Genomic DNA, 20232 nt, shown 5'->3' on the forward strand with positions numbered 1-20232 from the left:
GCGGGGGATCAGTACGGGGCGGGCGCGTGGCGCTCCAGCAGCCGCAGCCCCGCGCGCACGAGCACCCATCCGAGCCGCTCCTCCAGGGCTCCGGTGGCGGAGGGGGATCCGGCCAGGCGGTGCCGCTCGGCTTCCTGGCGCAGTTCGCGGGCGCGTACTCGCTCTACGTACAGATGCAGGTCTGGATGCATGGCGACCTCCGGGGTCGTCGTCAGGGGCGGAACGGGAAGCCCGCCGTGTGCACGGCGACGTGCTCGCGACCCTCGCGCTCGCCGGCCTCACGGGCGGCGTCACTGCGCGCCTCCCACTTCTTGAGCAGCTCGTTCATCTCCGTCCTGAGCCCGACGAGCTCCTGAGGGGTGAGCGAGAGCAGGTACTCGGAGTTGAACGAGGCGTCACGCCACTCGTCGGGCCAGGCGGACTTGGTGTCGAGGTAGCTCTGGTACAGCTCGTGGCGCTGCCTGGCCGCCAGCCGGGACAGGGCGACGTAGGCGCCCTCGCTCTCGGGGGCGTCCCTGAAGTCGACGTCCTCGGTGCTGACCCCGCTGACCGCCGCCTGCCACCAGCGCTCGCGCCCGTCCGCACTGCCCTGCTCGGCCTCCTCGATGAGCCCGTGCGCGGCCAGCTTGCGCAGGTGGTAGCTGACCAGTGACACCGCCTCGTCCACCTGCTCGGCGAGCTGGGAGGCGGTGGCGCGCTGGGTCACCATCAGCGCCCGGTAGAGGCGCATGCGCAGCGGATGCCCGAGCGCCTTGACCGTCTCGAGATCCTTGACGTGGCGTACGTTCTTCCTGGCCATACCCCCACGGTAGATGCACCAAGAGAGTTGCACAAGAAATTTTCGCAAATACCTTTGTGTATCTAACCCTTCTCGGCGCCCTCGTTGGCGTCGCGGATGAAGTGGCGCTGGAAGAGAACGAAGATCACGGCGACCGGGATGGTGGCGAGCAGGGCCGCGCCCAGTTTCAGCGGGAACTGGGTGCCGCCGCCGAGCGAGCCGCTGACCAGGTCGGCCAGGCCACGCGGCAGCGTGAACAACGCCGGGTCCTGCACCGCCACCAGCGTGTGCGGGAACTCGTTCCACGAGCCCTGGAACGACAGGATCGTCAGCGTGATCAGCGCGGGCCGCGACATCGGCAGCACCACCGACCAGAAGACCCGGAACGTGCCGGCGCCGTCGATGCGGGCCGCCTCCTCGACGCCGCGCGGCACCGACTCGAAGAACTGCTTCATGACGAACACGCCGGTCGCGTCCGCGACGAGGGGCAGGATCAACGCCAGGTATGAGTCGTACATACCGAGCTGGTTCAGCACCAGGAACTTCGGGATGAACAGCACCACCCCCGGCACTGCCATCACCGCGATCACCGCCGCGAACAGCCCCGACCGCCCCCGGAAACGCAGCCGGGCCAGCGCGTAGCCCGCCATCGAGTCCAGCAGCACCCGCCCCAGCGTCACCACCACGGTCACCAGCAGCGAGTTGCCCAGCCAGATCGGCAGGTCCGTGCCGAGGAAGACCCGCTCGAAGGCCGACAGCGTGGCCGGGTGGGGGATCGGCGACAAAGGGTTGGCGGCGGCGTCGGGATCGGTCTTGAAGGAGTTCGCGACCTGGATGACGAACGGATAGATGAAGACGACCGAGAAGACGATCAGGACGACGCGCCTCATGCCTTGCGCTCCCTCATGACCCACCGCTGGAACAACGTCAGCAGCACGATGATCAGGAAGAGCACGAACGAGATCGCCGTGCCCGCGCCGTAGTCGAAGTCGCGGAAGGCCGTCCGGTACGACAGGAACGCCGGCGTCAGCGTGGTCTTGGCCGGATCGCCCTGGCTCATCACGTAGATCTGGTCGAACACCTGCCACGTGCCGATCAGCCCCAGAGTCAGCACCAGGAACATGGCCGGCTTCAGCATCGGCAGCGTCACCCGCCAGAACCGCTGCGCCCGGGTGGCCCCGTCGATCGTGGCGGCCTCGTCCAGCGTCCTCGGGATGTTCTGCAGCGCCGCGAGGAACATCAGCATGAACGTCCCCGACGTCGTCCACACCACCAGCACGATGATCGCGCACATCGCCACGCTCGGCCCCGACAGCCAGTCCCACCAGGTCAGCCCCAGCAGGCCGTGCTCGGTCAGCGCGGCCGGCGGGTCGCCGACCAGCAGCTGGATCACGCCGCGCGGGTCGGAGAACCATTGCGGCCCGTCGATGCCGAGGAACGCGAGCAGCTGGTTGACCGCCCCCGAGTTGCTGAAGATGAACAGGAACACCACGCTGATCGCCACGGAGCTGGTCACCGAGGGGAAGTAGAAGGCGGTGCGGAAGAACGTCCTGCGCTTGTTCACCACGAGCGCGAGGAACAGCGCGAGCGCCGTCTGCAGCGGCACGACCGCGGCCACGTAATAGAGGTTGTTGCGGATGCTGGTCATGAAGTCCTCGCGGGCCAGCCCGTCCTCGGTGAACAGCCGGGCGTAGTTGTCCGTGCCGACGAACGGCACGCCCGCCCGGAACGGGCTGCCCTGCCCGTTCCACCCCGTGAGGCTCACCCAGAGCGCCATCAGGATGGGCAGCAGCAGGAACAACCCGAGGATCACCACGACCGGCGCCACGAACAACCAGCCCGCGAGGTTCTCCCTGGTACGGCTGCGCATGGCGGTCAGCCCAGCGCGCTCTGCGTGTTCTTCTGCAGCCGGGCCAGGATGTCCTTCGGGTCCTTGGTGGCCAGCTGCTGCAGGTTCGCGTCGAAGTCGGACAGGACACTGTCCATCTTGGGGGCGTTCACCGGGCCCTGGGCGTAGTCGGCGCCGTTGACGAAGGCGGCGTCGCCCGGGAACTCCTTGAGGTAGGCGTCCTTGGCCGAGGCCCTCGACGGCATCACGCCGAACGCCTTGGCGAAGGCGAGCTGCTGGTCGGTCTTCGTCATCGCCTCCACGAAGCTGATCGCCGCGGCCTTGTTCCTCGACTTGGCGGCGATGCCCCAGCAGTTGCTGAACGACAGCGTGCCCTTGCCCTCCGGCCCGGCCGGCAGCTCGTGCACCGAGAACGCGACGCCCGGATAGTCGGCCTGCATCGCGCCCTTGATCCAGTTGCCCTCGATCGTCATCGCCGCCTTGCCCTTGCCGAACGCCTCGCCGCCCCACTCGGCGTCGAGCGCCTTGGCGTACTGGGCCTGCTCGCCGGTGAGCAGGCCCTTGACGTACTCGAGGGCCTTGAGGTTCTCGGGGCTGTCGCCGGTGGCCTGCTCGCCATCGGTGATCCAGCCGCCCGCCTGCACCATGAACGCGCCGACCCGGTCCCGCGTGTCGCTGAACGTCAGCGGCGTCACGCCCTTGATCTTCTTCGCGACGGCGGTCAGCTCGTCCCACGTGGCCGGGATGTCGTCCTCGGTGAGGCCGTTCTTCTTCCACAGGTCGTCGTTGACGATCAGGGCGAGCGTGGAGAAGTCCTTCGGCACGCAGGTGAAGCGGCCGTCGTAGGTGAACGTCTCCCGCAGGCTCGGGTAGAAGTCCGCGCTGTCGGAGATCTTGTCGGCGTACGGCTCCAGCGCGCCGACGCTGGCGTAGTCGGCGAAGCGGGCGGCGTCCACGTAGAACACGTCGGGCGGGTTGCTGCCCGCCAGCGCCTGGCCGAGCTGCTGGTGGATGTCCTGGGCGGGGGTGACGACGACGCTGCCGCCGGTGGTCTTGGCCCACGCCGCGGCCGCCTCCTTGACCGCGTTCGTCTCGGCGTCGCCGGAGGAGGCCATCAGGACCTGCAGCTCGGCCGGGCCGCCGCTCTGCTGCTGCTGCTGCGCCGCCTGCCGGTCGTCGAAGCCGCTGCCGCAGGCGGTGGCGGACAGGAGCACGGCGGCCGCGACGGGGATCACGAGTCTGTTCATGGACGGGGGTCCTTCCGGATGACCAGGGTGGGACTGAGCAGCACATGAGACGCGGTGGGCCGGCCCGACAGGCGGTCGGTCAGCAGCTCGACGCAGCGCGCGGCGGCCTCGGCGAGCGGCTGGCCGAGGCTGGTCAGCCCGACGGCGGCGGCCACCGGGGTGTCGTCGAACCCGACGACGGCCCGCGTGACCTGCAGCGCGCCGAGCGCCACCGAGTCGCTGACGCACACCAGCGCGGTGGCCCCCCGCTCCACCAGCTCCAGCGCGGCGGCCCTGCCCGCGGCCGGCGAACCGTCCGTCTCCAGCGCGAGGCCGGTGTCCAGCCCTTCCGCGCCGAGCGTCCTCGACCAGCCGGTACGGCGGTCGTCGCCCACGCCGGAGCCGGGCTCCCAGCCGATGAAGCCGATCCTGCAGTGGCCGGCGTCGATCAGGTGGCGGGTGGCCGCCTCGGTGCCGGCGGCGCCGTTCACGTCCACCCAGGGGTGCGTCGCCTCCGAGGCGCCCCACGGCCGGCCGAAGCTGACGAACGGCAGGTCCCGCTCGGCCAGCCAGGCCGCGCGCGGGTCGCCGTGGTGGGTGCTGGTCAGCACGAAACCGTCCGGCTCGAACTCGCCGAGGAGCTGGTCGAACGTCTCGATCTCGTTCTCGTCGCCGGTGGCGGTGTAGAGCAGCACGCGGTAGCCGGACCTGGCCGCCGACTCGGTGAGGCCGTGCAGGAAGCGGTCGAAGACGTTCATGCCGTCCTGGGTCGTCTCGATCCGTACGGCGAGCAGCCTGGACCGGCCGGTCCGCATCTGCCTGGCGGCGGCGCTCACCCGGTAGCCGAGGGACTCCACGGCGGCGAGCACGCGCTGCCGGGTCTCCTCCTTGACGACCTCGGGGGAGTTCAGGACGTTCGACACCGTCTGGCGGGACACGCCGGCGTGCCGCGCCACATCGGCGATCGTCACCTTTGCCTCGCTGCTGCACGACCTCGTCAGCACCGTCATGGCGCCGACGACCGCGCTCAGCGGCGCCGATGGCCAGATCAGGCCGGCCGGTGTGCAGGGGCTCTTCCACGCGGACGCGCGGGTGCTCTCCCAGGCCGGGCTGCTGATCGACGGCCGCGAGCCGGAGGCCGTCGCGCACGCCGTACTCGGTCCCGGGGTCTCCCGCTTCGTCGCGCTGGCCCGCCGGCTCGGCGACCCCACCCCCGACCCGACGGTGCGAATCGACCGCGTCCGCCACGTGACGCCGGGCTCCATGTCCGAGGAGATCACCGTCGCCTCCACCGCCTCCACCCCCGTCACCTGCACGGTCACGCTTCGGTTGGGCTGCGACCTCGCCCCGATAGAGGCGGTGAAATCCGGCGACACCACCACCCCCCTCGCCCCCATCAGGCCGGGATCCCCCGACCCCTCCGCTGGGTTGGGACCCGCCGCTCCCTCCGCCCCTTCCGCCCCTGCTTCTTCGGCTTCCGCGCCGGCCGTGGGGCTGGGGTCCGCCGCCCCCTCCGCCTCTCCGGTCTCGTCCGCCTCCTCCACCTCCTCCTCCGTCGGGGTCGAGGTGGGTGAGGGCGTGGTTTGGGGGGACAGGGGCATTCGGGTCTGGGTGCGGGCCGATGGTGAGATGAGCGGGGAGACGGTGCTTTGGCGGGTTGCCGTTGAGCCGGGGGAGCGGGTGACTCTCCGGTGGTGGGTTGATGTGCGGGATCCGGAGGCGGTGGTCGCGGCGCCGTCCGGGGCTCGCGAGTGGAGCAGGCCGCAAGTCTCGGCAGATGACGCCCGCCTCGTACGCCTGGCCCGCCAGTCCCTCGACGACCTGGAATCCCTGCGGCTCACCGAGACCGGCGCGCCGCAGGACACGTTCCTGGGCGCGGGCGTCCCGTGGTTCCTGACGCTGTTCGGCCGCGACAGCATCTGGGCTGCTCGCATGCTGCTTCCACTCGGCACCGACCTGGCCGCGGGCACCCTGCGCGTGCTGGCCCGCCGCCAGGGCACGAAGCTCGACCCCGCCTCAGGGGAGGCGCCCGGCAAGATCATGCACGAGCTGCGCCGCCACGAGTTCGCCCTTCACGCCAACCGGCTGCGCCTGCCCGCCGCCTACTACGGCACCATCGACGCCACCCCCCTCTGGATCACCCTCCTGCACGACGCCTGGCGCTGGGGCCTGCCCGACGGCGAGGTGGCCGCGCTGCTGCCCGCCATGGAGGCGGCGCTCGGCTGGCTCGCCGACCACGGCGACGCGGACGGGGACGGGTTCCTCGAGTACATCGACACCAGCGGGAGCGGCCTGGCCAACCAGGGCTGGAAGGACTCGGGCGACGCCGTGCGCTGCCACGACGGCTCCCGCGCCGAGCCGCCCATCGCCCTGGTCGAGGTCCAGGGCTACGCGTACGAGGCCGCGATGGCCGGGGCGGCGCTGCTGGACGCGTACGGACGGCCCGGCGCCGAGCGGTGGCGCGACTACGCGGGCCGGCTGGCCGAACGGTTCCGGGCGGCGTTCTGGGTGGACGGTGGCCACCCGGCACTGGCCCTCGACCGGGACAAACGCCCGGTGGACGCCCTGACCAGCAACATCGGCCACCTCCTCGGCACCGGCATCCTCACCCCCGACGAAGAGCTCCGCATCGCCGCCGTGCTGGGCGATCCTGCGATGTCAGGCGCCTTCGGTCTGCGGACGATGTCCAGCGGCGACGCCGGTTTCAGCCCTCTGTCGTACCACTGCGGCTCCGTCTGGACCCACGACACCGCCATCGTCATAACCGCCCTCGCCCGCACCACCCTGTCCAGCCAGCTCGGCGGGCTGGCCGCCGAGCTCGCCGAGGGGCTGCTCGCCGCGGCGGAGGCGTTCGGGTATCGGCTGCCTGAGCTGCACGCGGGGGATGACCGCGAGCTCATGGGGCGGCCGGTGCCGTACCCGGCGGCTTGTCGTCCCCAGGCGTGGTCGGCGGCGGCCGCGATCGCGATTCTGCACGCCGCCACCGGCCTGTACCCCGACGTGCCGGCGGGCAGGGCGGTCCTGCGTCCGCTGCCCGGAGCCCCGCTCGGTGCGCTGTCGGTGCGCGGGCTGCGGGTGGCGGGCGCCTCCGTGGACGTGGCGGTGGACGGATCGGGCAAGGCCCAGGTCGCGGGCCTCCCGCAGGGCATCCCCCTCATCCGGGGCTGAACCTACGCCCGCCGAAGCGGCGGTTACCCCTGGCGTGGCTGGAGGGCGTCCAGGAGGAGGTCGAACAGGCGGTCCATCCGGTCCCACGTGTCGCCGGCCGCCGTGGACAGGAACACGCCCAGGATCATCGAGGTGACGTCGTCGGCCTCGACGTCCCCGCGCAGCGTGCCCGCCCGCGCCCCGCTCTTCAGGATCGCGCCGATCGCGGCGGTGATGCGTTCCCTGGTGGTGGGCGTGGCGAGCCGTCCTGAGGCCCAGCCGGTGCGCAGCGTGTCGAGCATGGCCCGCTTGGTCGAGACGAACGCGCCGTAGCGTTCCATCCACACCCGTATCGCGACCTCGGGCGGATGCTCGGCGAGCAGGTCGGGCACGCAGCCGGTCACGTCGTCGAGCTCGGCCGAGTAGACGGCCTCGACCAGCGCCTCCCTGGTGGGGAAGTGGCGATAGAGCGTGCCGATGCCGACTCCGGCCTGCTTGGCGATGCCTTCGAGCGAGACGGGCCCGTCGGCGGTGGCGAAGGCGGCGCGGGCGACGGCGAGCAGGTTCTCGCGGTTGCGCCGCGCGTGCGCGCGAACGGGCCGTCCGGCGGCGGGAGGTTCGGAAGAACTCGGGGAAGCCAAAGCGGAGGCACCTCCGATAGTGCTAGGGTCGTTCGTGGCGGAGGGTCCTCCGCTTTCTGTCGTCATTGTCCGAAGGACGGTGTACTCCTGATGTCCACTGGCACCTCTTCCTCCGACGTCACGGCCACCGGAGCCCCGCGCCCCGGCGGTCCCGGCCTGCTCGGTGACCTTACCGTCTCCCGCGTCGGCTACGGCGCCATGCAGCTCGAACGCCTGCGCGACGACCGCGCCGCCGCCGTCGCGCTGCTGCGCCGCGCCGTCGAGCTGGGCATCGACCACGTCGACACCGCCGACTTCTACGGCGCCGGCTTCGTCAACGACGTGCTCCGCGAGGCGCTGCGCCCCTCGGACGGCGTGGTGATCGTCAGCAAGGTCGGCGCCGTCAGCGACCCCGGCGGCCCCCTGCCGCTGCGCCCCGCCCAGCGTCCCGGGGAACTGCGCGCGAGCGTCGAGGAGAACCTGAAGTCGCTCGGCCTCGACCGCATCCCCGTCGTGAACCTGCGCAGGCTCGACGTCGGCCCCGGCATCCGCGCCACCGGCCCCCAGGTGGTGGACCTCGACGACCAGCTCGCGGTGATGACCGAGCTGCGCGACGAGGGCAAGATCGGCGCGATCGGGCTGAGCGCCGTCTCGCTCGACGTGCTGCGCCGGGCGCTTCCGGCCGGCATCGCCTGCGTGCAGAACGCCTACAGCCTCGTCGGCCGGGACTTCGAGGAGATGCTCGCGCTCTGCGCCGCCGAGGGCATCGCGTGGGTACCGTACTTCCCGCTCGGGGGCGCGTTCCCCGGCATGCCCAAGGTGGTGGAGCAGCCGGCCGTGACCGAGGCCGCCGCGCGGCTCGGGCGCACTCCGTCCCAGATCGGCCTGGCCTGGCTGCTGCGGCACGCGCCGAACGTGCTGCTCATCCCCGGCACCGCGACGGCCGCCCACCTGGAGGAGAACGCCGCCGCCGGCGCCGTCGCCTTCGACGAGGAGACCCTCGCCGCGCTGGACGCCGTACCGTCGCAGACCACGGACATCCTGCTCGGCTGATCGCGGGTCAAGGGGGTTTGGCGCGACGCTGACCTGGACGGGAGGCGGACGTGCGGGTCGGCGGGGTAGGTGCGGGCTGTTGCGCCGTCCCTTGTACGCGGAGGAGCACGCCGTGAGCCGCACCTACGATCCCCGCCGCACGGCGGTCCTGCTGGTCGACCCGTACAACGACTTCATGTCCGAGGGCGGCAAGCTGTGGCCCAGGCTCGCGCCCGTGGCCACGAAGGTGGGGCTGGTGGACCACCTGCGCACGGTGACCGCCGCCGCGCGCGGGGCCGGCGTGCAGGTGCTGATCGTGCCGCACCGCCGCTGGCAGCCCGGCGACTACGAGAGCTGGGACCACCCCAACCCGACCCAGCGCGGCATCATGGAGCGGCACTCGTTCGCGCGCGGGACGTGGGGCGGGGAGTTCCACCCCGATCTGGGGCCCCAGCCGGGCGACATCGTCGTCCACGAGCACTGGGCGCAGAGCGGCTTCGCCAACACCGACCTCGACTTCCAGCTCAAGCAGCACGGCATCAGCCACGTCGTGCTGATCGGGGTGCTGGCCAACACCTGCCTGGAGTCGACCGGCCGCTTCGCCATGGAGCTCGGCTACCACGTCACGCTGGTGCGCGACGCGACGGCGGCGTTCAGCCCCGAGATGATGCACGCCGCCCACGAGCTGAACGGCCCCACGTACGCCCACGCCATCCTCACCACGGACGAGCTGGTGGCCGGTCTCGGGGTGACCGCGGCCTGACCAGGTGGCAGAGTGGGGCGGCGTTCCGTACACGGGAAAGGACGTCCATGCCCCTCAGTCACGACGACCGCTGCGCCATCACCGACCTGATCAACCTGCACGGTCACCTGTGCGACAGCGGCGAGCTCGACCGGTTCGGCGAGGTGTTCACCGACGACGTGGTCTATGACGTGAGCGACGTGGGCGGCGGCGAACTGCACGGCGTCGAGGCCCTGGCCGCCGCCGGCCTGGCCCTCGGCGAGGGGAACCCGATCGGGCACCACGTCACCAACATCATTTTGGCGGAGCGGGCCGACGGGCTCGTGCACGCGCGCTCGAAGGGCCTCGGCGTCCGGGCCGACGGCACCACCGGCAGCCTCACGTACGAGGACACGGTCGTGCGCGGCGAGCACGGCTGGCGCATCAGCCACCGCAAGCTGATCGTGCACCGCGTACCGCTGAACGGGGTGTGGCGCACGTCCTGACTGCGCGCCGCTCAGCGCACGTCCTGACCGCGCGCCGCTCAGCGCGCGTCCGCCGCCTGGGCGGCGGGCCGGGTGGCGGGCTGGAGCTTGAAGGACACCGCCTCCATCAGCGGCTTGTGCTTGGTCTTCTGCACCGCGGCGATGCGCCAGAGGCCGGCGTCGTCGCGCACCAGCGTGTACGTGGCCAGCTTGCCCAGCTTCCCCGGCGTGCCCTTGACGACCTCGCCGCGGGTGACCACGACGGCCGTGCCGGAGCCGTAGCGGCGGACGTCGAGGATCTCCATGACCAGGCACGTCCCCTTGAGGTAGCTGTCGAACAGGGCCTGGTGGGCGCGCCCGATCTCGGCGCCGCCCCGATAGACCGTGCCGGCGAACGTCACATCGGTGGCGTCGGCGGTGAAGCAGGCGCCGTAGGCGGCGCCGTCGCCGCGGTTCCAGGCGTCCTGGCTGCTCCGGAGCACGCCCAGGATGGCGGTCTCGTCGGTGGTGACGTCGGTGGTGGCGGCAGTGGTGGCGGCAGTGGTGGCGGCAGTGGTGGCGGCAGTGGTGGTCATGGCTCTCCCATGGTAGCTTCTTCCGAGAAGTTTCTTCTCTGAAGATTTCTCTTCACTGAGGAAGAGATTAGGAATCGAGGGAGCCCGTGTCAACCCCACGCGAACGCCCCGACGCCGGCCGCGTCTACCGCCGCTACCTCAGCGCCGTCCTGCTGCACGGCCACGCCAGTGCGCGCGCGTGCGGCCTGGGCGCCACAGACCTGTACGCGCTCAACATCCTTGAGCTGGCAGGCCCCCTGACGCCGGGCGAGCTGGGCGCCCGCGCCGGCCTGACCACCGGGCCGACCACCCGGCTCATCGACCGGCTCGAGCAGGCCGGTTACGTGCGCCGCGTGCCCGCCCCCGACGACCGGCGCAAGGTCATCGTCGAGCCCATCGGCAAGCCCGCCCAGCTCGACCAGGTCATGGCCGCCGCGCGGCGCGAGGTCGGCGACATCCTCGCCGGATACAACGACGATCAGCTCGACGTGCTCTACGACTACTTCCGCCGGGCCGCCCGGGCCTACGAGGAGGCGGCCGAGCAGCTGCGCACCGGCCCCTGACCCGGTGCGGGCGGTGGGTGCGGCCGGGAGGCCCTGGCGAGGGCCGCGCTCCAACGCCCTGCCCAGGCGCCGCAGTCGGGCGGCAGCACGCCAGTCCGGCAGCACGCCAGTCCGGCAGTGGGCCCAGCGCGCCAGTGGGCAGTGCGCCAGTGCATCGAACTGAGGCGTCCAGGGCGTCCAGGGCGTTCACGCGCCGTCGAGGGCGCGGGTGACCGTCAGACTGTCCTCGTAGATGTGATAGCGCGTGATCAGCCCGTCCTCGACGGTCAGATGCAGCGCGAAACGGCGACGTGTACGCCGGACCACCGCCCCGTACGGCCGCCTGCATCGTCCACCCCTTCACCGTCCACGCCGCCCAGGAACACCGAGGCACCGAGCCACGCTTCATGGCCCACCTCCCCATCACCCTGGCCACCCCACTTACGCCCGGCGACGCGACCCCTCTCGCCCTGGCGGTCGCCTGGTGACTTCTCGGGTGCGCCGTGCCCTGCGGCTGCTCCTTCGGTGGGACTGGTCACTGGTCGCTTCGGGCGCGCCGGTCCAGGCCGCTGCTCGGGATGTCAGGCGGGTTGGGCCAGGCGGTTGGCGGGTGGGAGAGTGGCGGTCAGGATGATGCTCGGGATGTCCAGGGCGATGCGGTGGCGCCGGCCGCGCGGGACGATCGCCGCGGTGCCCGCACACAGCTTGACCTCCTCCTCACCCCGCCCTTCCCCGCGCAGGTAGAGGCGGATCTTGCCGACGATGCAGGAGACGAGCTCGTCGGCCTCCGGGTGCAGCTCCCAGCGGCCGCCGTGCACGTCGGTGGCGGTCTTCGCGTGGAAGACCCGCAGCCGCCAGCCGTCCCGATCGACGCTTCTCCGGCCGGCGTGGATCTCGCCGCTCGCGCTCAGGCGAACGATCGACATCAGCAGGTCGAACGGCGTCACCGCCACCGGGACACCACCCTCGTCGTCCAGCCCAGACCCGGTCGGCGCTTCCCGCTCGCCCCCAGGCACCCGACGCCCGGCCCGCCGCCCAGCCGCCCGAGCTTCCGGCCCATCCGCTCGGGCCTCTCGCACACCTGCCCCGGCTTCTCGCCCACTCGCTCTGGCCTCTGGCACACCCCCTCTGGCCTGTCGGACCTTCGTTCGCGTCCCTTGTACGTCCGCTCGGGTCCCATGGGCGGTGACCGGGCCGCTCAAGTCGTGCTGGGCGATCAGCGGGACGGACGTCTCCGGTTCTCGGCTCATGCCGCCATCCTGACGATCGGCCGGCGACCGGTCGCCCGCCATCCGTCGCGGATCCTTCCGGCTTCCCGCGCCGTTCGGCGCACCCGTCATCCAGGCAAGGGGCACGCCGGCGGGGGAGGAGCGGGCAGATGTCCTTTGGTCAGTGGAGTGCGGATCAGTCGAGGAGGCGGAGGAGTTCGGCCTCCTCCTCGGGGGTGTGGCCGGAGCGGGTCACCGTGTGGCCGGAGTCGCGCAGCCAGGTGAGGGTGTCGCGGGCCGTGTCGGCGATCGGGCGGATGTGCAGGCCGGCGGCCAGGACGGCCGAGACGTCGCGGGCCATGAAGCCGGCGTATTCCGGCAGCGGCACCCACAGCGGCAGGGAACGCGGCCCCATCCAGGCGTTCACGTCGTGCTCGGCGAGGAACTCCTGCCCGGCCCAGACCAGCTCGGGCCGCACCGACAGCCCTTCGGCGATGCCCGCGAGCAGCTCGCCCCTCGGGAACGGGCTGGACATCGCGTCATACGGCCCGGCGAGCCCCTTCTCGGCGGCGTCGAGCGTCCAGGCGGCGAGGTCGCGTACGTCCACGAGCTGCACCAGGTCGCCGGGAGAGCCCGGCGCCAGCACGCGCCCGCCGCGCGCCAGCCGGTCGACCCAGTAGGTGAACCGGTCGGACGAATCCTCCGGGCCCACGATCAGCCCGGCGCGGACGATCAGCGCCGCGTCGCCGACGATCTGCTCGCACGCCACCTTCGCCGGCCCGTAGTTGGCCACGTCGCTCTCGTCGGCGCCGGGCGCCAGCGGCTCGTGCAGCACCTGGGTGACTTCGCGGGTGTCGGGGTAGACGCTGACGGTGGACACCAGCGTCCAGTGACCGGCGCGGCCCGCCAGCTCATCGACCGCCCTGCGCACCTGGCTCGGATGCCTGGCGACGTCGATGACCAGGTCGAACGACCCCTCCAGAGGAGCCAGCCCGCCGTCCTCCGAGCGATCGACCCGGACGAACTCCACTCCGGGCGGCGGGTCACCCGCCTGCCCGCGCGCCGCGCACACCACCTCGTGCCCGCGATCGCGCGCCTGCCGCGCGATCTCCTTGGACAGGAACCTCGTGCCACCCAAAACAAGTGTTCGCATGCCCTTCATCCTGACCCACCGCGAGCGTCAGGTCCGCCCCGCTTCACTCCCAGCGCAACGCCCCCCACCACCGTCGCCGTCAGGAGCGGGGGCGGTGCTGGGGGTTCAGCCGGAGGCGAATTTCCGGGCGCGGTCGCGGGCCCACTGAGCCACTTCGGCTGTCCGGTCGCCTGGGAGGGCGGTGCCGGGGTGGCGGCCGAGGCGTTCGACCTGGTCGGCGAAGTTCAGGTGTTCGCGGCAGGCGTGTTCGCGGCAGGGCAGGCAGGTGACGCGTTCGGGGTGGGGCGAGGTCATCGCGTACGGCACCTTGAGGCCGCAGCCGGTGGTGACCTCGGAGGGCGCGTCGGGGACGCCGCCCAGCGTCGAGGCGAGCACGTTGCGGAAGTCGGCGCCGGCCTGCAGCACCTTGCGATCGACATGGATGTGCGGGTCGGTCTCGGTCACCTCGGCCATCCCTCCGTCCGGCCTGAGGACGGTGCCGCCGCCGTCCCCGAGGCCCAGGGTAGCGCCGTGGAGGCGAGGGCTTGCGCTTCGTTTAGGTCACGGTCCGCACCGCAGGATCGTTGCATTGAGCAATGGAATGTTATGGTCGCAGCAGGTGAGCCGGGAAGTCTGGTCGGCGTAGACCCGTCATGCCGTCGTCGTCACCGGGATCCGCCCATGCACCCCTCCGAACCTGGCATCCACGAGAGCGATCCGGACTTCGACATCCGGCTCGACAGGCACGGGCAGGTCGTCCTGCTGTCCCTGACCGGGCGGCTGGAGGGGGTGGCGTGCCTGGTCCTGCAGCAATACCTGGTCAACGCGCTGGTGGCGCGGATACCGCCGCTGCTCGCGGTGGACCTGCGCTCGCTCGCGGCGATCGACGAGCACGGGCGCGACATCCTGCGCTCGGCCGCGCGGCACGCCAGGGTGGCGGAGGGGCGCATGATCGTGGTGTACGGGGAGTACGCCGCCCAGGCGTCCGACGACGACGGCGGTGAGATCGAGGCGGCCGGCACCGTGGAGGACGCGCTCACCGACCTCTCCGGCACCCCGAGGTGGCCCTCCGGCTGACACGCTCTGGCGGGGGCCGGGATATCGGCGCGGCGGGCGCTCCGATAGCTTGCTCAACCGTGAGCCGCAGATGGAAGGTGCCGGGCCTGCTCCTGGCGTTAGGGGTGGCGATCGCGGCCTGGCAGGTCACGAAAGGCGATCTGGTGCCGGCGGTGGTGGTGCTCGTGGTGTACGCGCTGCTCGGCCTCCTGCTGTCGCCGCTGGCGTTCCCCAGGCCGGTCGATGCCGGGGAGGCGCGGCGGCGCAGCGCCGCCGACGGGCGGGCGATCGTCTACTGGCGGCCGGGCTGCCGCTACTGCATGCGGCTCAGGCTCCGGCTGGGGCGTGCGGCGCGGCGGGCGTACTGGGTGGACATCTGGCGCGACCCGGAGGGCGCGGCGGCGGTCCGCGCGATCACCGGCGGCGACGAGACGGTGCCGACCGTCGTACTTGCGGGCGAGCCGCACGTCAACCCCCACCCGAAGTGGCTGCGCGACCAGTTGCGCTGAGAGCTCGCCCTGTCCTTCGCCGTCATCGCGCTGTTCGCCCTGCTGCTGGCCGCGCTCTCGCTCGGCATGCCCCAGCTCCTGCTCGCCCCGGTCGCTCTGTCCGTGGAGGGGTGACCACGGTGATCGGCGGGGTGCCACCTCATCAGATCGCTCGGCAAGCGAGCCGCCCGCACCACCGTTCCCTCCGCAGGCCGTTGACCGGGCCCTGGGCCTCCGGAACAGCCGAGTGCCCGTCCCCGGGCCGCTGAGCCGGGGGCGGGCACGATCATGGGTGTGGCTCGGACCGGTCGTCCAGCCGTGGCACGGGCCGCTTCGCTTCGGCTCCGTGCTCGGGCCGGGCGCCTGTCAACGGCCTGGCTGCTCGCCTTCTTCCTCTTCCTCCTCTTCGGCTTCTTCGCCCTCTTCGGCTTCCTCGCCCTCTTCGGCTTCCTCGCCCTCTTCGGGCTCTTCGCCTTCTTCCTCTTCGCCCTCTTCTTCCTCTTCGCCCTCTTCTTCCTCCTCGCCCTCTTCGGGCTCTTCGCCCTCTTCCTCCTCCTCGTGCTCCTCCTGTTCCTCTTCCTCCTCCTCGGCGGCGCGTTCCTCCTCCATTGCCGTCTCGTGGTCCTTGACCACCTCGCCGTCGCGAATCTCGCCGCGCCAGCCTTCGCCGACGTCCTCCGGGTGCAGCAGCAGGTGCGACATGACGTGGCGGCGGAAGTGCTTGAGCTCCAGCCGTACGCGACGGCCCTGCGCCCGCCACAGGTTGCCGGTCCGCTCGAACAGGCCCTGCGGGTGGTACTCCAGCACCACCAGCACCCGGGTGAGGTCGTCGCTCAGCTCATGGAACGTCACCGCGCCGTCCACGTGACCCTTCGGCCCCTCCGAGCGCCAGATGATGCGCTGGTCGGGGATCTGCTCGATGATCTGCGCGGACCAGCTTCGGTGCGACCAGAAGACCTGCGCCTTCCAGGTGAGCTTCTCGTCGGCCTCCTGCTTGATCGTCTCCACTTTCTTCATGAAGGTCGGGAAGTCCTGGAACTGCGTCCACTGGTCGTACACCAGGCGGCGCGGCGCACCCACGTCGATCGTCTCGACGATGTTGGTGACCTTCTCGAAACCGCCCTTACCGCCCTTACCACCTCCCGTGATCTTCTGCATGATGCTCTGCAGGCCGCCCTTGAAGCCGCCCTTCAACACGCCGCCCAGTACGCTGCCGCCGCCACCGGAGTCGCCGGAATCGTCTGAGCCGCCCGAGCCGCCCGAGCCGCCCGAGCCGGTCAGCGCGCCTATCAGGCCCTTGCCACCGCCTTGCTCCGCGTAGTCGGTCAGGCGGCCGGTGAGGCTCTCCACCTTGTCACCCGCCGCCGAGACCACGCGTCCGATCGCGGCGTGCATGAGGTTGCGTGCCTCGCCGGCGAGCCGGTCGGTCGGCAGGGCGGACAGGAACTCCTTGCCGACCCCCTTGACCGCGCCCGCCGCCGTGCCCGCGACCCCCTTGGCGGCACCCGCGGCTCCTTTGGCCACACCCGTCACCCCCTTGGCTGCACCGGTGACGCCTCCGGCTCCCTTGGCGGCATCGGTGACTCCTTCGGCTGCTCCGCCGGCTCCCTTGGCGACCCCCTCGGTCGCTTCGCCCGCTGTCTTCGCTGCGCCGGTGACTCCTTCGGCTGCGCCTCCGGCCCCCTTCGCGGCGCCCGAAGCGGTGCTGGTGGCGGTGCTGGTGGCGGTGCCTGCCGTCCGCTTCGCGGCGCCGGTGGCCGTGCGCGTGGCGCGCTTCGCCGTGCCGGTCGCCTTCGAGCCCGCGCCTGCCGCTGTGCCCGTGGCCTCGCCGGTGGTGTCCTTCGCGGCGCCGGTGCCCCGTTTCGCCGCGCCGGCGGCCTTGCCGAGGCTGCTGGCTGCTCGTTTGCCCGCGCCGGCGGCCTTGCCCGCCGTAGGTGTCACCCGCCGGACCGTGGGGCGGGCCGCGCTCGTGTGCCGTCTCGCGTTTTCCTCAGCCACCTGTGCTCACCTCCGCATGGAGGTCCGCCGGACGGCACGGGACTGCCGCCGCGCTCGCTCCGGTCCGGCGGGCTCCCGCTCGGCCTCGTCCTGGTTGCCGTCCCCGCTCTCGTCCCCGCTCTCGGCCCTGCTCTCGGCCTCGCTCTCGGCCCCGTTCTGTGCCCCGTCGTGAGCCCCGTTCTGGGGCTCGTGTGAGGCCCCGTTCTGGGGAGAGCCGTTGGAGGAGGCGGTGTCGCCCGTCGCCTCGGAAGGCTCCTCCGAGCCCTCGGCGTCCCCCGGCGACCTGAGCGATTCCGCGCGCTCGTGCAGCTTGTCGCTCAGCGAGTCGATCTGCCTGCTGGTCGCGGCCTTACCCGCCTCCAGCAGGCCGCCACGGAGCTGCTCGGTCAACTTGCCCAGGTCGGCCGACGAGCCCAGAGTCTTGAGCCCTTGGGACAGCAGCCCGCCGCTGTTCCCGGACGCCTTCCCGGCCAGCCCGGCCGCCACGAGGACCGCCGCCGTGCGCAACTTGCGCCGTCGCCCGAGGTAGTACCCGGCGAGCAGGGCACAAGCGATTCGCATCTTGTTCGCCATGATCAAGTTTTCCTTCCCCGAGGCCGCGTCTGTGCAGGCGAGGGACATCGCCCGCCGCCTGCCCTCAAAGGGGACAAAGAACCTGATATCAGGCGAAACTTGAGCACATTTTGCAGATGGCGACCGGTGTCGCCGTGGGTCAGCCGGGCTTGCCCGCCGTGATCGACACCAGCGCCCTGCCCTTCTTCACGGAGACCAGGCTCACCTCCACGGTCGGCCGCTTGCGGAACCCGAAGCTCGAAGTGCCGCCCTTGCCCAGCGTCGCCTGCGCGCCGCCGCCGTGCGGATACTCCACCAGGTACGTGATGGAGCTCTTGCCGACGTCCAGGATGTGGAACTGGCGGTAGTAGAACTTCTTCGCGTTGAGGCGGATGGTGACCGGCCTCGACACCCGCAGCAGGCAGTCGCCGTCGAAGCAGTCCCTCACCCGGCTGGTGGCCTTGCGCTTCTTCGTGGGAGAGGGGGACGGCGAGGGCGTGGGGCTCGCGCTCGGGGTGGCGGACGCCTCGGCAGCAGAGGTCGGAGCGGCGGAGGTCGGAGCGGCGGAGGTAGGGGCGGCGGAGGTCGGGGCGGTGGTGGCCGGCGTGCTCGCGGGAGCGGCCGCGGCCGGCGGCTCCTCCGCCGCCCCGCACCCCGCCACCACACCCACCAGCACGCACCCCGCCAGTACGCGACGCACCCGCCCATACCGGGCCGGTAGGGGAGGGGCGACGAACGACATGGGCGCAGGCGCCGTGGACGTGGACCGGCTGAGCGGGGGCGAGGCGGGAAGCGGGGAGGGCGGGGGGTGGGTCGGGGCCATGGTGGCATCGTCTCCTCTCCGTAGGCGTCTCGTCACGTTAACCACCCCGCCCCGGGAGGGGTCCCCGGCGCTACCCGTCCAGGTGGAGACGGGGCCAGGCGGCCGTGTCGCGGAGGAGCTGCCGGTCGTGGGTGGCCAGGACGACGGCGGCGCCCGTACCGGCGAGTGCCTGGGTCAGTTCCTCCACCAGAGCCATGGACAGGTGATTGGTGGGCTCGTCGAGCAGCACCACGTGAGGCCGTCCGGCCAGCAGGATCGCCAGGTCGAGACGCCGCTGCTGCCCGACCGACAGCTCGGCGACCGGCCGGTGCGCCGCCTCGGCGGGCAGTAGCCCGAGCCGTCCGAGCCCGACCATGTCGGCCTCGGGAAGGCGTCCTGAGGCGACCAACCTGCCGACCGCGGCCTCGTACACCTCGAGAGCCCGCAGCCGGGACGGCGGCGGCGACTCCTGGCCGAGCAGCCCGGCCCGCACGCCCCGCCCGCGCTGCACGGTCCCCGAGCCGGGGACCAGTTCCCCGGCGAGCAGGTGCATGAGGGTCGACTTGCCGGAGCCGTTCGGGCCGGTGACCACCAGGCGGTCGCGGGACCGCAGCAGCAGGGACCGCGGCGTGGTGAGCCGGGGATCGAGCGTCACGTCGGTGGCTTGCAGCAGCGCGACGCCGGGCGGGGCGTCCAGGTGCGGCATGGAGAAGCGCAGCGGCGGCACCGGTACGTCGAGCACCTGCGCCTCCAGCGCCTCCTGCCGCCGATGCACGGCGCGGACCAGGGCCGGGGCCCGCGTGGCGCGGGTGTGCTTGCCGGTGCCCTTGTCCGGACGCCAGCCGGTGACCAGCCGGTTCTGCGCCTCGGACAGGTCCTGCGCGAGCCGCCGGCGTTCGAGCTGCTGGTCACGGTACGCCGTCTCCCACCGCTCGCGTTCCGCCCTGCGGCCCTCGCGGTAACCGGCATACCCGCCGCCGTAGGTGCGCGGCCGCCCGTCGCTGGTCGGGTCGAGGTCGAGCACGGTGGTCACCACGTCAGACAGCAGCGCCCGGTCATGGCTGACCAGCACCAGCCCGCCCGGATGGGCCCGCAGTGCGGCGGTCAGATGGTCGAGCCCGGCGGCGTCGAGGTGGTTGGTGGGCTCGTCGAGCAGCAGCAGGTCGTGCCCGGCGCCGAGCAGGCAGGCCAGCCGGATCCGGTAACGCTGCCCGACGGACAGCCCGGCGAGCGGCCTGGCCCGGTCGCTCACGGCGTTCAGCGCGGCGAGCGCGACGTCGACACGCCGGTCGGCGTCCCACGCGCCGAGCGACTCGGCGGCTTCCAGAGCCGTGGCGTACGCCTGCTCGGCGCCCGGCCGCTCCTCGGCGAGCGCGAGCGTGGCCGCCTCGAAGGCCCGCAGCGCCGCGCGTACCTGGGCGAGCTCGGCGTCGATGAGGTCGCCGACGGCACGGTCGTCGCCGACCGGCATCTCCTGGTCGGCCACCCCTATGGTGCCGACGCGGTGCACGATGCCCGCGTCGGGCGCGAGCGTGCCTGCGAGCACCTGCAGCAGCGTGGTCTTGCCACGGCCGTTCTCGCCGACCACGCCGAGCCGGTCGCCGGCCGAGACGGTCACGTCCACACCGGACAGGACGGGCCGGCCGGCACGGGCGAGGTGCAGGCCGGTGGCGTTGAGCTGCGCCCGCGCACGGGCGGGCAGCACGATGTCGATGGACATACTTCCTCCGGGAAGCAGGCCCCGGCGCGGCACACGGCGGCGGCGCGGGACCTGAAAGGTGAGAGCTGACGCGGAAGCGCTCAAGCCGCGCCCGTGGCGGGCGGGGCGAGCCGCGTCGTCCTCAGAGGAAGTACAAATGCATGCCAGAAACTCTACCCGATGTCGTCGGGCGGACGGCGTTCAGGAGGAGGCCGGTCACCGGCCGATGGTCGCCGTCCGGGTGCCGCGCCGGAGCGTGATCTCCCCCTCGGGGCCGATCGTCGCGGCGGCGCCCCGGATCGAGTGATTGTTCGCTCTCGACATGGAGTCGCCGGCCGCTTGT

22 protein-coding genes are annotated in these 20232 nt (G+C 72.0%); 7 read left to right on the forward strand and 15 right to left on the reverse strand.

All coding sequences use genetic code 11. The features are described 5' to 3' along the window. Positions 1-8: 8 nt before the first annotated feature. The 6 genes from AB0K28_RS28860 to AB0K28_RS28885 all read right to left on the reverse strand — a co-directional run bounded on the left by AB0K28_RS28860 (position 9) and on the right by AB0K28_RS28885 (position 4776). A complete protein-coding gene (locus AB0K28_RS28860) occupies positions 9-191 on the reverse strand; it encodes a hypothetical protein (protein ID WP_364376126.1) in 183 nt (60 codons plus the stop codon). Positions 192-211: 20 nt separating this feature from the next. After that, the gene (locus tag AB0K28_RS28865) at positions 212-799 is read right to left on the reverse strand and encodes a helix-turn-helix domain-containing protein (RefSeq protein ID WP_364376129.1); all 588 of its coding nucleotides are present in this window, start codon (positions 797-799) and stop codon (positions 212-214) included. Between the two features lie 62 nt (positions 800-861). Then, positions 862-1668, reverse strand: coding sequence for a carbohydrate ABC transporter permease (locus AB0K28_RS28870; protein WP_364376132.1), 807 nt, complete (start codon positions 1666-1668; stop codon positions 862-864). After that, positions 1665-2648, reverse strand: coding sequence for a sugar ABC transporter permease (locus AB0K28_RS28875; RefSeq protein WP_364376135.1), 984 nt, complete (start codon positions 2646-2648; stop codon positions 1665-1667). The genes AB0K28_RS28870 and AB0K28_RS28875 overlap by 4 nt, the downstream gene beginning before the upstream one ends. A gap of 5 nt (positions 2649-2653) precedes the next feature. Further along, complete coding sequence (locus AB0K28_RS28880; protein WP_364376138.1) at positions 2654-3874, reverse strand: extracellular solute-binding protein; 1221 nt, start codon at positions 3872-3874, stop codon at positions 2654-2656. Then, positions 3871-4776 carry a substrate-binding domain-containing protein gene (locus AB0K28_RS28885; RefSeq protein WP_364376141.1) on the reverse strand — a complete coding sequence of 302 codons (906 nt, stop codon included), beginning with the start codon at positions 4774-4776 and terminating at the stop codon, positions 3871-3873. The genes AB0K28_RS28880 and AB0K28_RS28885 overlap by 4 nt, the downstream gene beginning before the upstream one ends. Here AB0K28_RS28885 and AB0K28_RS28890 point away from each other — a divergent pair. After that, a complete protein-coding gene (locus AB0K28_RS28890; RefSeq protein WP_364376144.1) occupies positions 4742-7021 on the forward strand; it encodes a glycogen debranching N-terminal domain-containing protein in 2280 nt (759 codons plus the stop codon). The two genes, AB0K28_RS28885 and AB0K28_RS28890, sit on opposite strands and share 35 nt — an antisense overlap. 23 nt (positions 7022-7044) lie before the next feature. Here AB0K28_RS28890 and AB0K28_RS28895 read toward each other — a convergent pair whose 3' ends face one another. Continuing rightward, positions 7045-7641 (reverse strand): TetR/AcrR family transcriptional regulator, encoded by a 597-nt coding sequence (locus tag AB0K28_RS28895; protein ID WP_364376147.1) that lies wholly within the window; start codon positions 7639-7641, stop codon positions 7045-7047. 90 nt (positions 7642-7731) lie between these two features. On the opposite strand from AB0K28_RS28895, the gene AB0K28_RS28900 reads away from it, so the two are divergent. The 3 genes from AB0K28_RS28900 to AB0K28_RS28910 all read left to right on the forward strand — a co-directional run bounded on the left by AB0K28_RS28900 (position 7732) and on the right by AB0K28_RS28910 (position 9879). After that, complete coding sequence (locus AB0K28_RS28900) at positions 7732-8673, forward strand: aldo/keto reductase (protein WP_364376150.1); 942 nt, start codon at positions 7732-7734, stop codon at positions 8671-8673. 112 nt (positions 8674-8785) lie between these two features. Further along, positions 8786-9415, forward strand: a complete 630-nt coding sequence (locus tag AB0K28_RS28905) for an isochorismatase family cysteine hydrolase (protein WP_345403806.1) — start codon at positions 8786-8788, stop codon at positions 9413-9415. Positions 9416-9462: 47 nt separating this feature from the next. Then, positions 9463-9879 carry a nuclear transport factor 2 family protein gene (locus AB0K28_RS28910; RefSeq protein WP_345403809.1) on the forward strand — a complete coding sequence of 139 codons (417 nt, stop codon included), beginning with the start codon at positions 9463-9465 and terminating at the stop codon, positions 9877-9879. 38 nt (positions 9880-9917) lie between these two features. On the opposite strand, the gene AB0K28_RS28915 is transcribed toward AB0K28_RS28910, so the two are convergent. Beyond that, positions 9918-10433, reverse strand: a complete 516-nt coding sequence (locus AB0K28_RS28915; protein WP_345403812.1) for an SgcJ/EcaC family oxidoreductase — start codon at positions 10431-10433, stop codon at positions 9918-9920. 86 nt (positions 10434-10519) lie between these two features. On the opposite strand from AB0K28_RS28915, the gene AB0K28_RS28920 reads away from it, so the two are divergent. Beyond that, a complete protein-coding gene (locus AB0K28_RS28920; protein ID WP_364376154.1) occupies positions 10520-10975 on the forward strand; it encodes a MarR family transcriptional regulator in 456 nt (151 codons plus the stop codon). 560 nt (positions 10976-11535) lie between these two features. Here AB0K28_RS28920 and AB0K28_RS28925 read toward each other — a convergent pair. The 3 genes from AB0K28_RS28925 to AB0K28_RS28935 form a co-directional block, all read right to left on the reverse strand. Continuing rightward, the gene (locus tag AB0K28_RS28925; RefSeq protein ID WP_364376157.1) at positions 11536-11907 is read right to left on the reverse strand and encodes a cupin; all 372 of its coding nucleotides are present in this window, start codon (positions 11905-11907) and stop codon (positions 11536-11538) included. Positions 11908-12358: 451 nt separating this feature from the next. After that, complete coding sequence (locus AB0K28_RS28930) at positions 12359-13315, reverse strand: NAD-dependent epimerase/dehydratase family protein (RefSeq protein WP_364376160.1); 957 nt, start codon at positions 13313-13315, stop codon at positions 12359-12361. 105 nt (positions 13316-13420) lie between these two features. Continuing rightward, entirely contained in the window at positions 13421-13768 is a 348-nt protein-coding gene (locus AB0K28_RS28935; RefSeq protein WP_364376163.1) for a hypothetical protein, read from the reverse strand. A gap of 207 nt (positions 13769-13975) precedes the next feature. Here AB0K28_RS28935 and AB0K28_RS28940 point away from each other — a divergent pair, with 207 nt between their 5' ends. Further along, on the forward strand, positions 13976-14371 hold the full coding sequence (locus AB0K28_RS28940) for a hypothetical protein (protein WP_364376166.1): 396 nt from the start codon (positions 13976-13978) through the stop codon (positions 14369-14371). A gap of 59 nt (positions 14372-14430) precedes the next feature. Further along, positions 14431-14859: a glutaredoxin domain-containing protein gene (locus AB0K28_RS28945; protein WP_364376169.1), complete on the forward strand. Its 429-nt coding sequence runs from the start codon at positions 14431-14433 to the stop codon at positions 14857-14859. A 345-nt stretch (positions 14860-15204) separates the two neighbouring features. On the opposite strand, the gene AB0K28_RS28950 is transcribed toward AB0K28_RS28945, so the two are convergent. From AB0K28_RS28950 to AB0K28_RS28965, 4 genes are all read right to left on the reverse strand, one after another. Then, positions 15205-16836, reverse strand: a complete 1632-nt coding sequence (locus AB0K28_RS28950; protein ID WP_364376172.1) for an SRPBCC family protein — start codon at positions 16834-16836, stop codon at positions 15205-15207. Between the two features lie 6 nt (positions 16837-16842). Then, positions 16843-17397 carry a hypothetical protein gene (locus AB0K28_RS28955; protein ID WP_364376175.1) on the reverse strand — a complete coding sequence of 185 codons (555 nt, stop codon included), beginning with the start codon at positions 17395-17397 and terminating at the stop codon, positions 16843-16845. Positions 17398-17548: 151 nt separating this feature from the next. Further along, positions 17549-18088 carry a hypothetical protein gene (locus AB0K28_RS28960; protein WP_364376178.1) on the reverse strand — a complete coding sequence of 180 codons (540 nt, stop codon included), beginning with the start codon at positions 18086-18088 and terminating at the stop codon, positions 17549-17551. Positions 18089-18281: 193 nt separating this feature from the next. Beyond that, positions 18282-19910, reverse strand: a complete 1629-nt coding sequence (locus tag AB0K28_RS28965; RefSeq protein ID WP_364376181.1) for an ABC-F family ATP-binding cassette domain-containing protein — start codon at positions 19908-19910, stop codon at positions 18282-18284. Positions 19911-20232 lie beyond the last annotated feature (322 nt).

Source organism: Nonomuraea sp. NPDC049504 (genome assembly GCF_040676845.1).
GTDB lineage: Bacteria > Actinomycetota > Actinomycetes > Streptosporangiales > Streptosporangiaceae > Nonomuraea > Nonomuraea salmonea.

What these genes read in the sequence shown, in the direction of transcription:
- AB0K28_RS28860 (WP_364376126.1), bottom strand. Translation starts at nt 191, where the DNA reads ATGCATCCAGACCTGCATCTGTACGTAGAGCGAGTACGCGCCCGCGAA.
- AB0K28_RS28865 (WP_364376129.1), bottom strand. Translation starts at nt 799, where the DNA reads ATGGCCAGGAAGAACGTACGCCACGTCAAGGATCTCGAGACGGTCAAG.
- AB0K28_RS28870 (WP_364376132.1), bottom strand. Translation starts at nt 1,668, where the DNA reads ATGAGGCGCGTCGTCCTGATCGTCTTCTCGGTCGTCTTCATCTATCCG.
- AB0K28_RS28875 (WP_364376135.1), bottom strand. Translation starts at nt 2,648, where the DNA reads ATGCGCAGCCGTACCAGGGAGAACCTCGCGGGCTGGTTGTTCGTGGCG.
- AB0K28_RS28880 (WP_364376138.1), bottom strand. Translation starts at nt 3,874, where the DNA reads ATGAACAGACTCGTGATCCCCGTCGCGGCCGCCGTGCTCCTGTCCGCC.
- AB0K28_RS28900 (WP_364376150.1), top strand. Translation starts at nt 7,732, where the DNA reads ATGTCCACTGGCACCTCTTCCTCCGACGTCACGGCCACCGGAGCCCCG.
- AB0K28_RS28910 (WP_345403809.1), top strand. Translation starts at nt 9,463, where the DNA reads ATGCCCCTCAGTCACGACGACCGCTGCGCCATCACCGACCTGATCAAC.
- AB0K28_RS28915 (WP_345403812.1), bottom strand. Translation starts at nt 10,433, where the DNA reads ATGACCACCACTGCCGCCACCACTGCCGCCACCACTGCCGCCACCACT.
- AB0K28_RS28930 (WP_364376160.1), bottom strand. Translation starts at nt 13,315, where the DNA reads ATGCGAACACTTGTTTTGGGTGGCACGAGGTTCCTGTCCAAGGAGATC.
- AB0K28_RS28935 (WP_364376163.1), bottom strand. Translation starts at nt 13,768, where the DNA reads ATGGCCGAGGTGACCGAGACCGACCCGCACATCCATGTCGATCGCAAG.
- AB0K28_RS28940 (WP_364376166.1), top strand. Translation starts at nt 13,976, where the DNA reads ATGCACCCCTCCGAACCTGGCATCCACGAGAGCGATCCGGACTTCGAC.
- AB0K28_RS28955 (WP_364376175.1), bottom strand. Translation starts at nt 17,397, where the DNA reads ATGCGAATCGCTTGTGCCCTGCTCGCCGGGTACTACCTCGGGCGACGG.
- AB0K28_RS28965 (WP_364376181.1), bottom strand. Translation starts at nt 19,910, where the DNA reads ATGTCCATCGACATCGTGCTGCCCGCCCGTGCGCGGGCGCAGCTCAAC.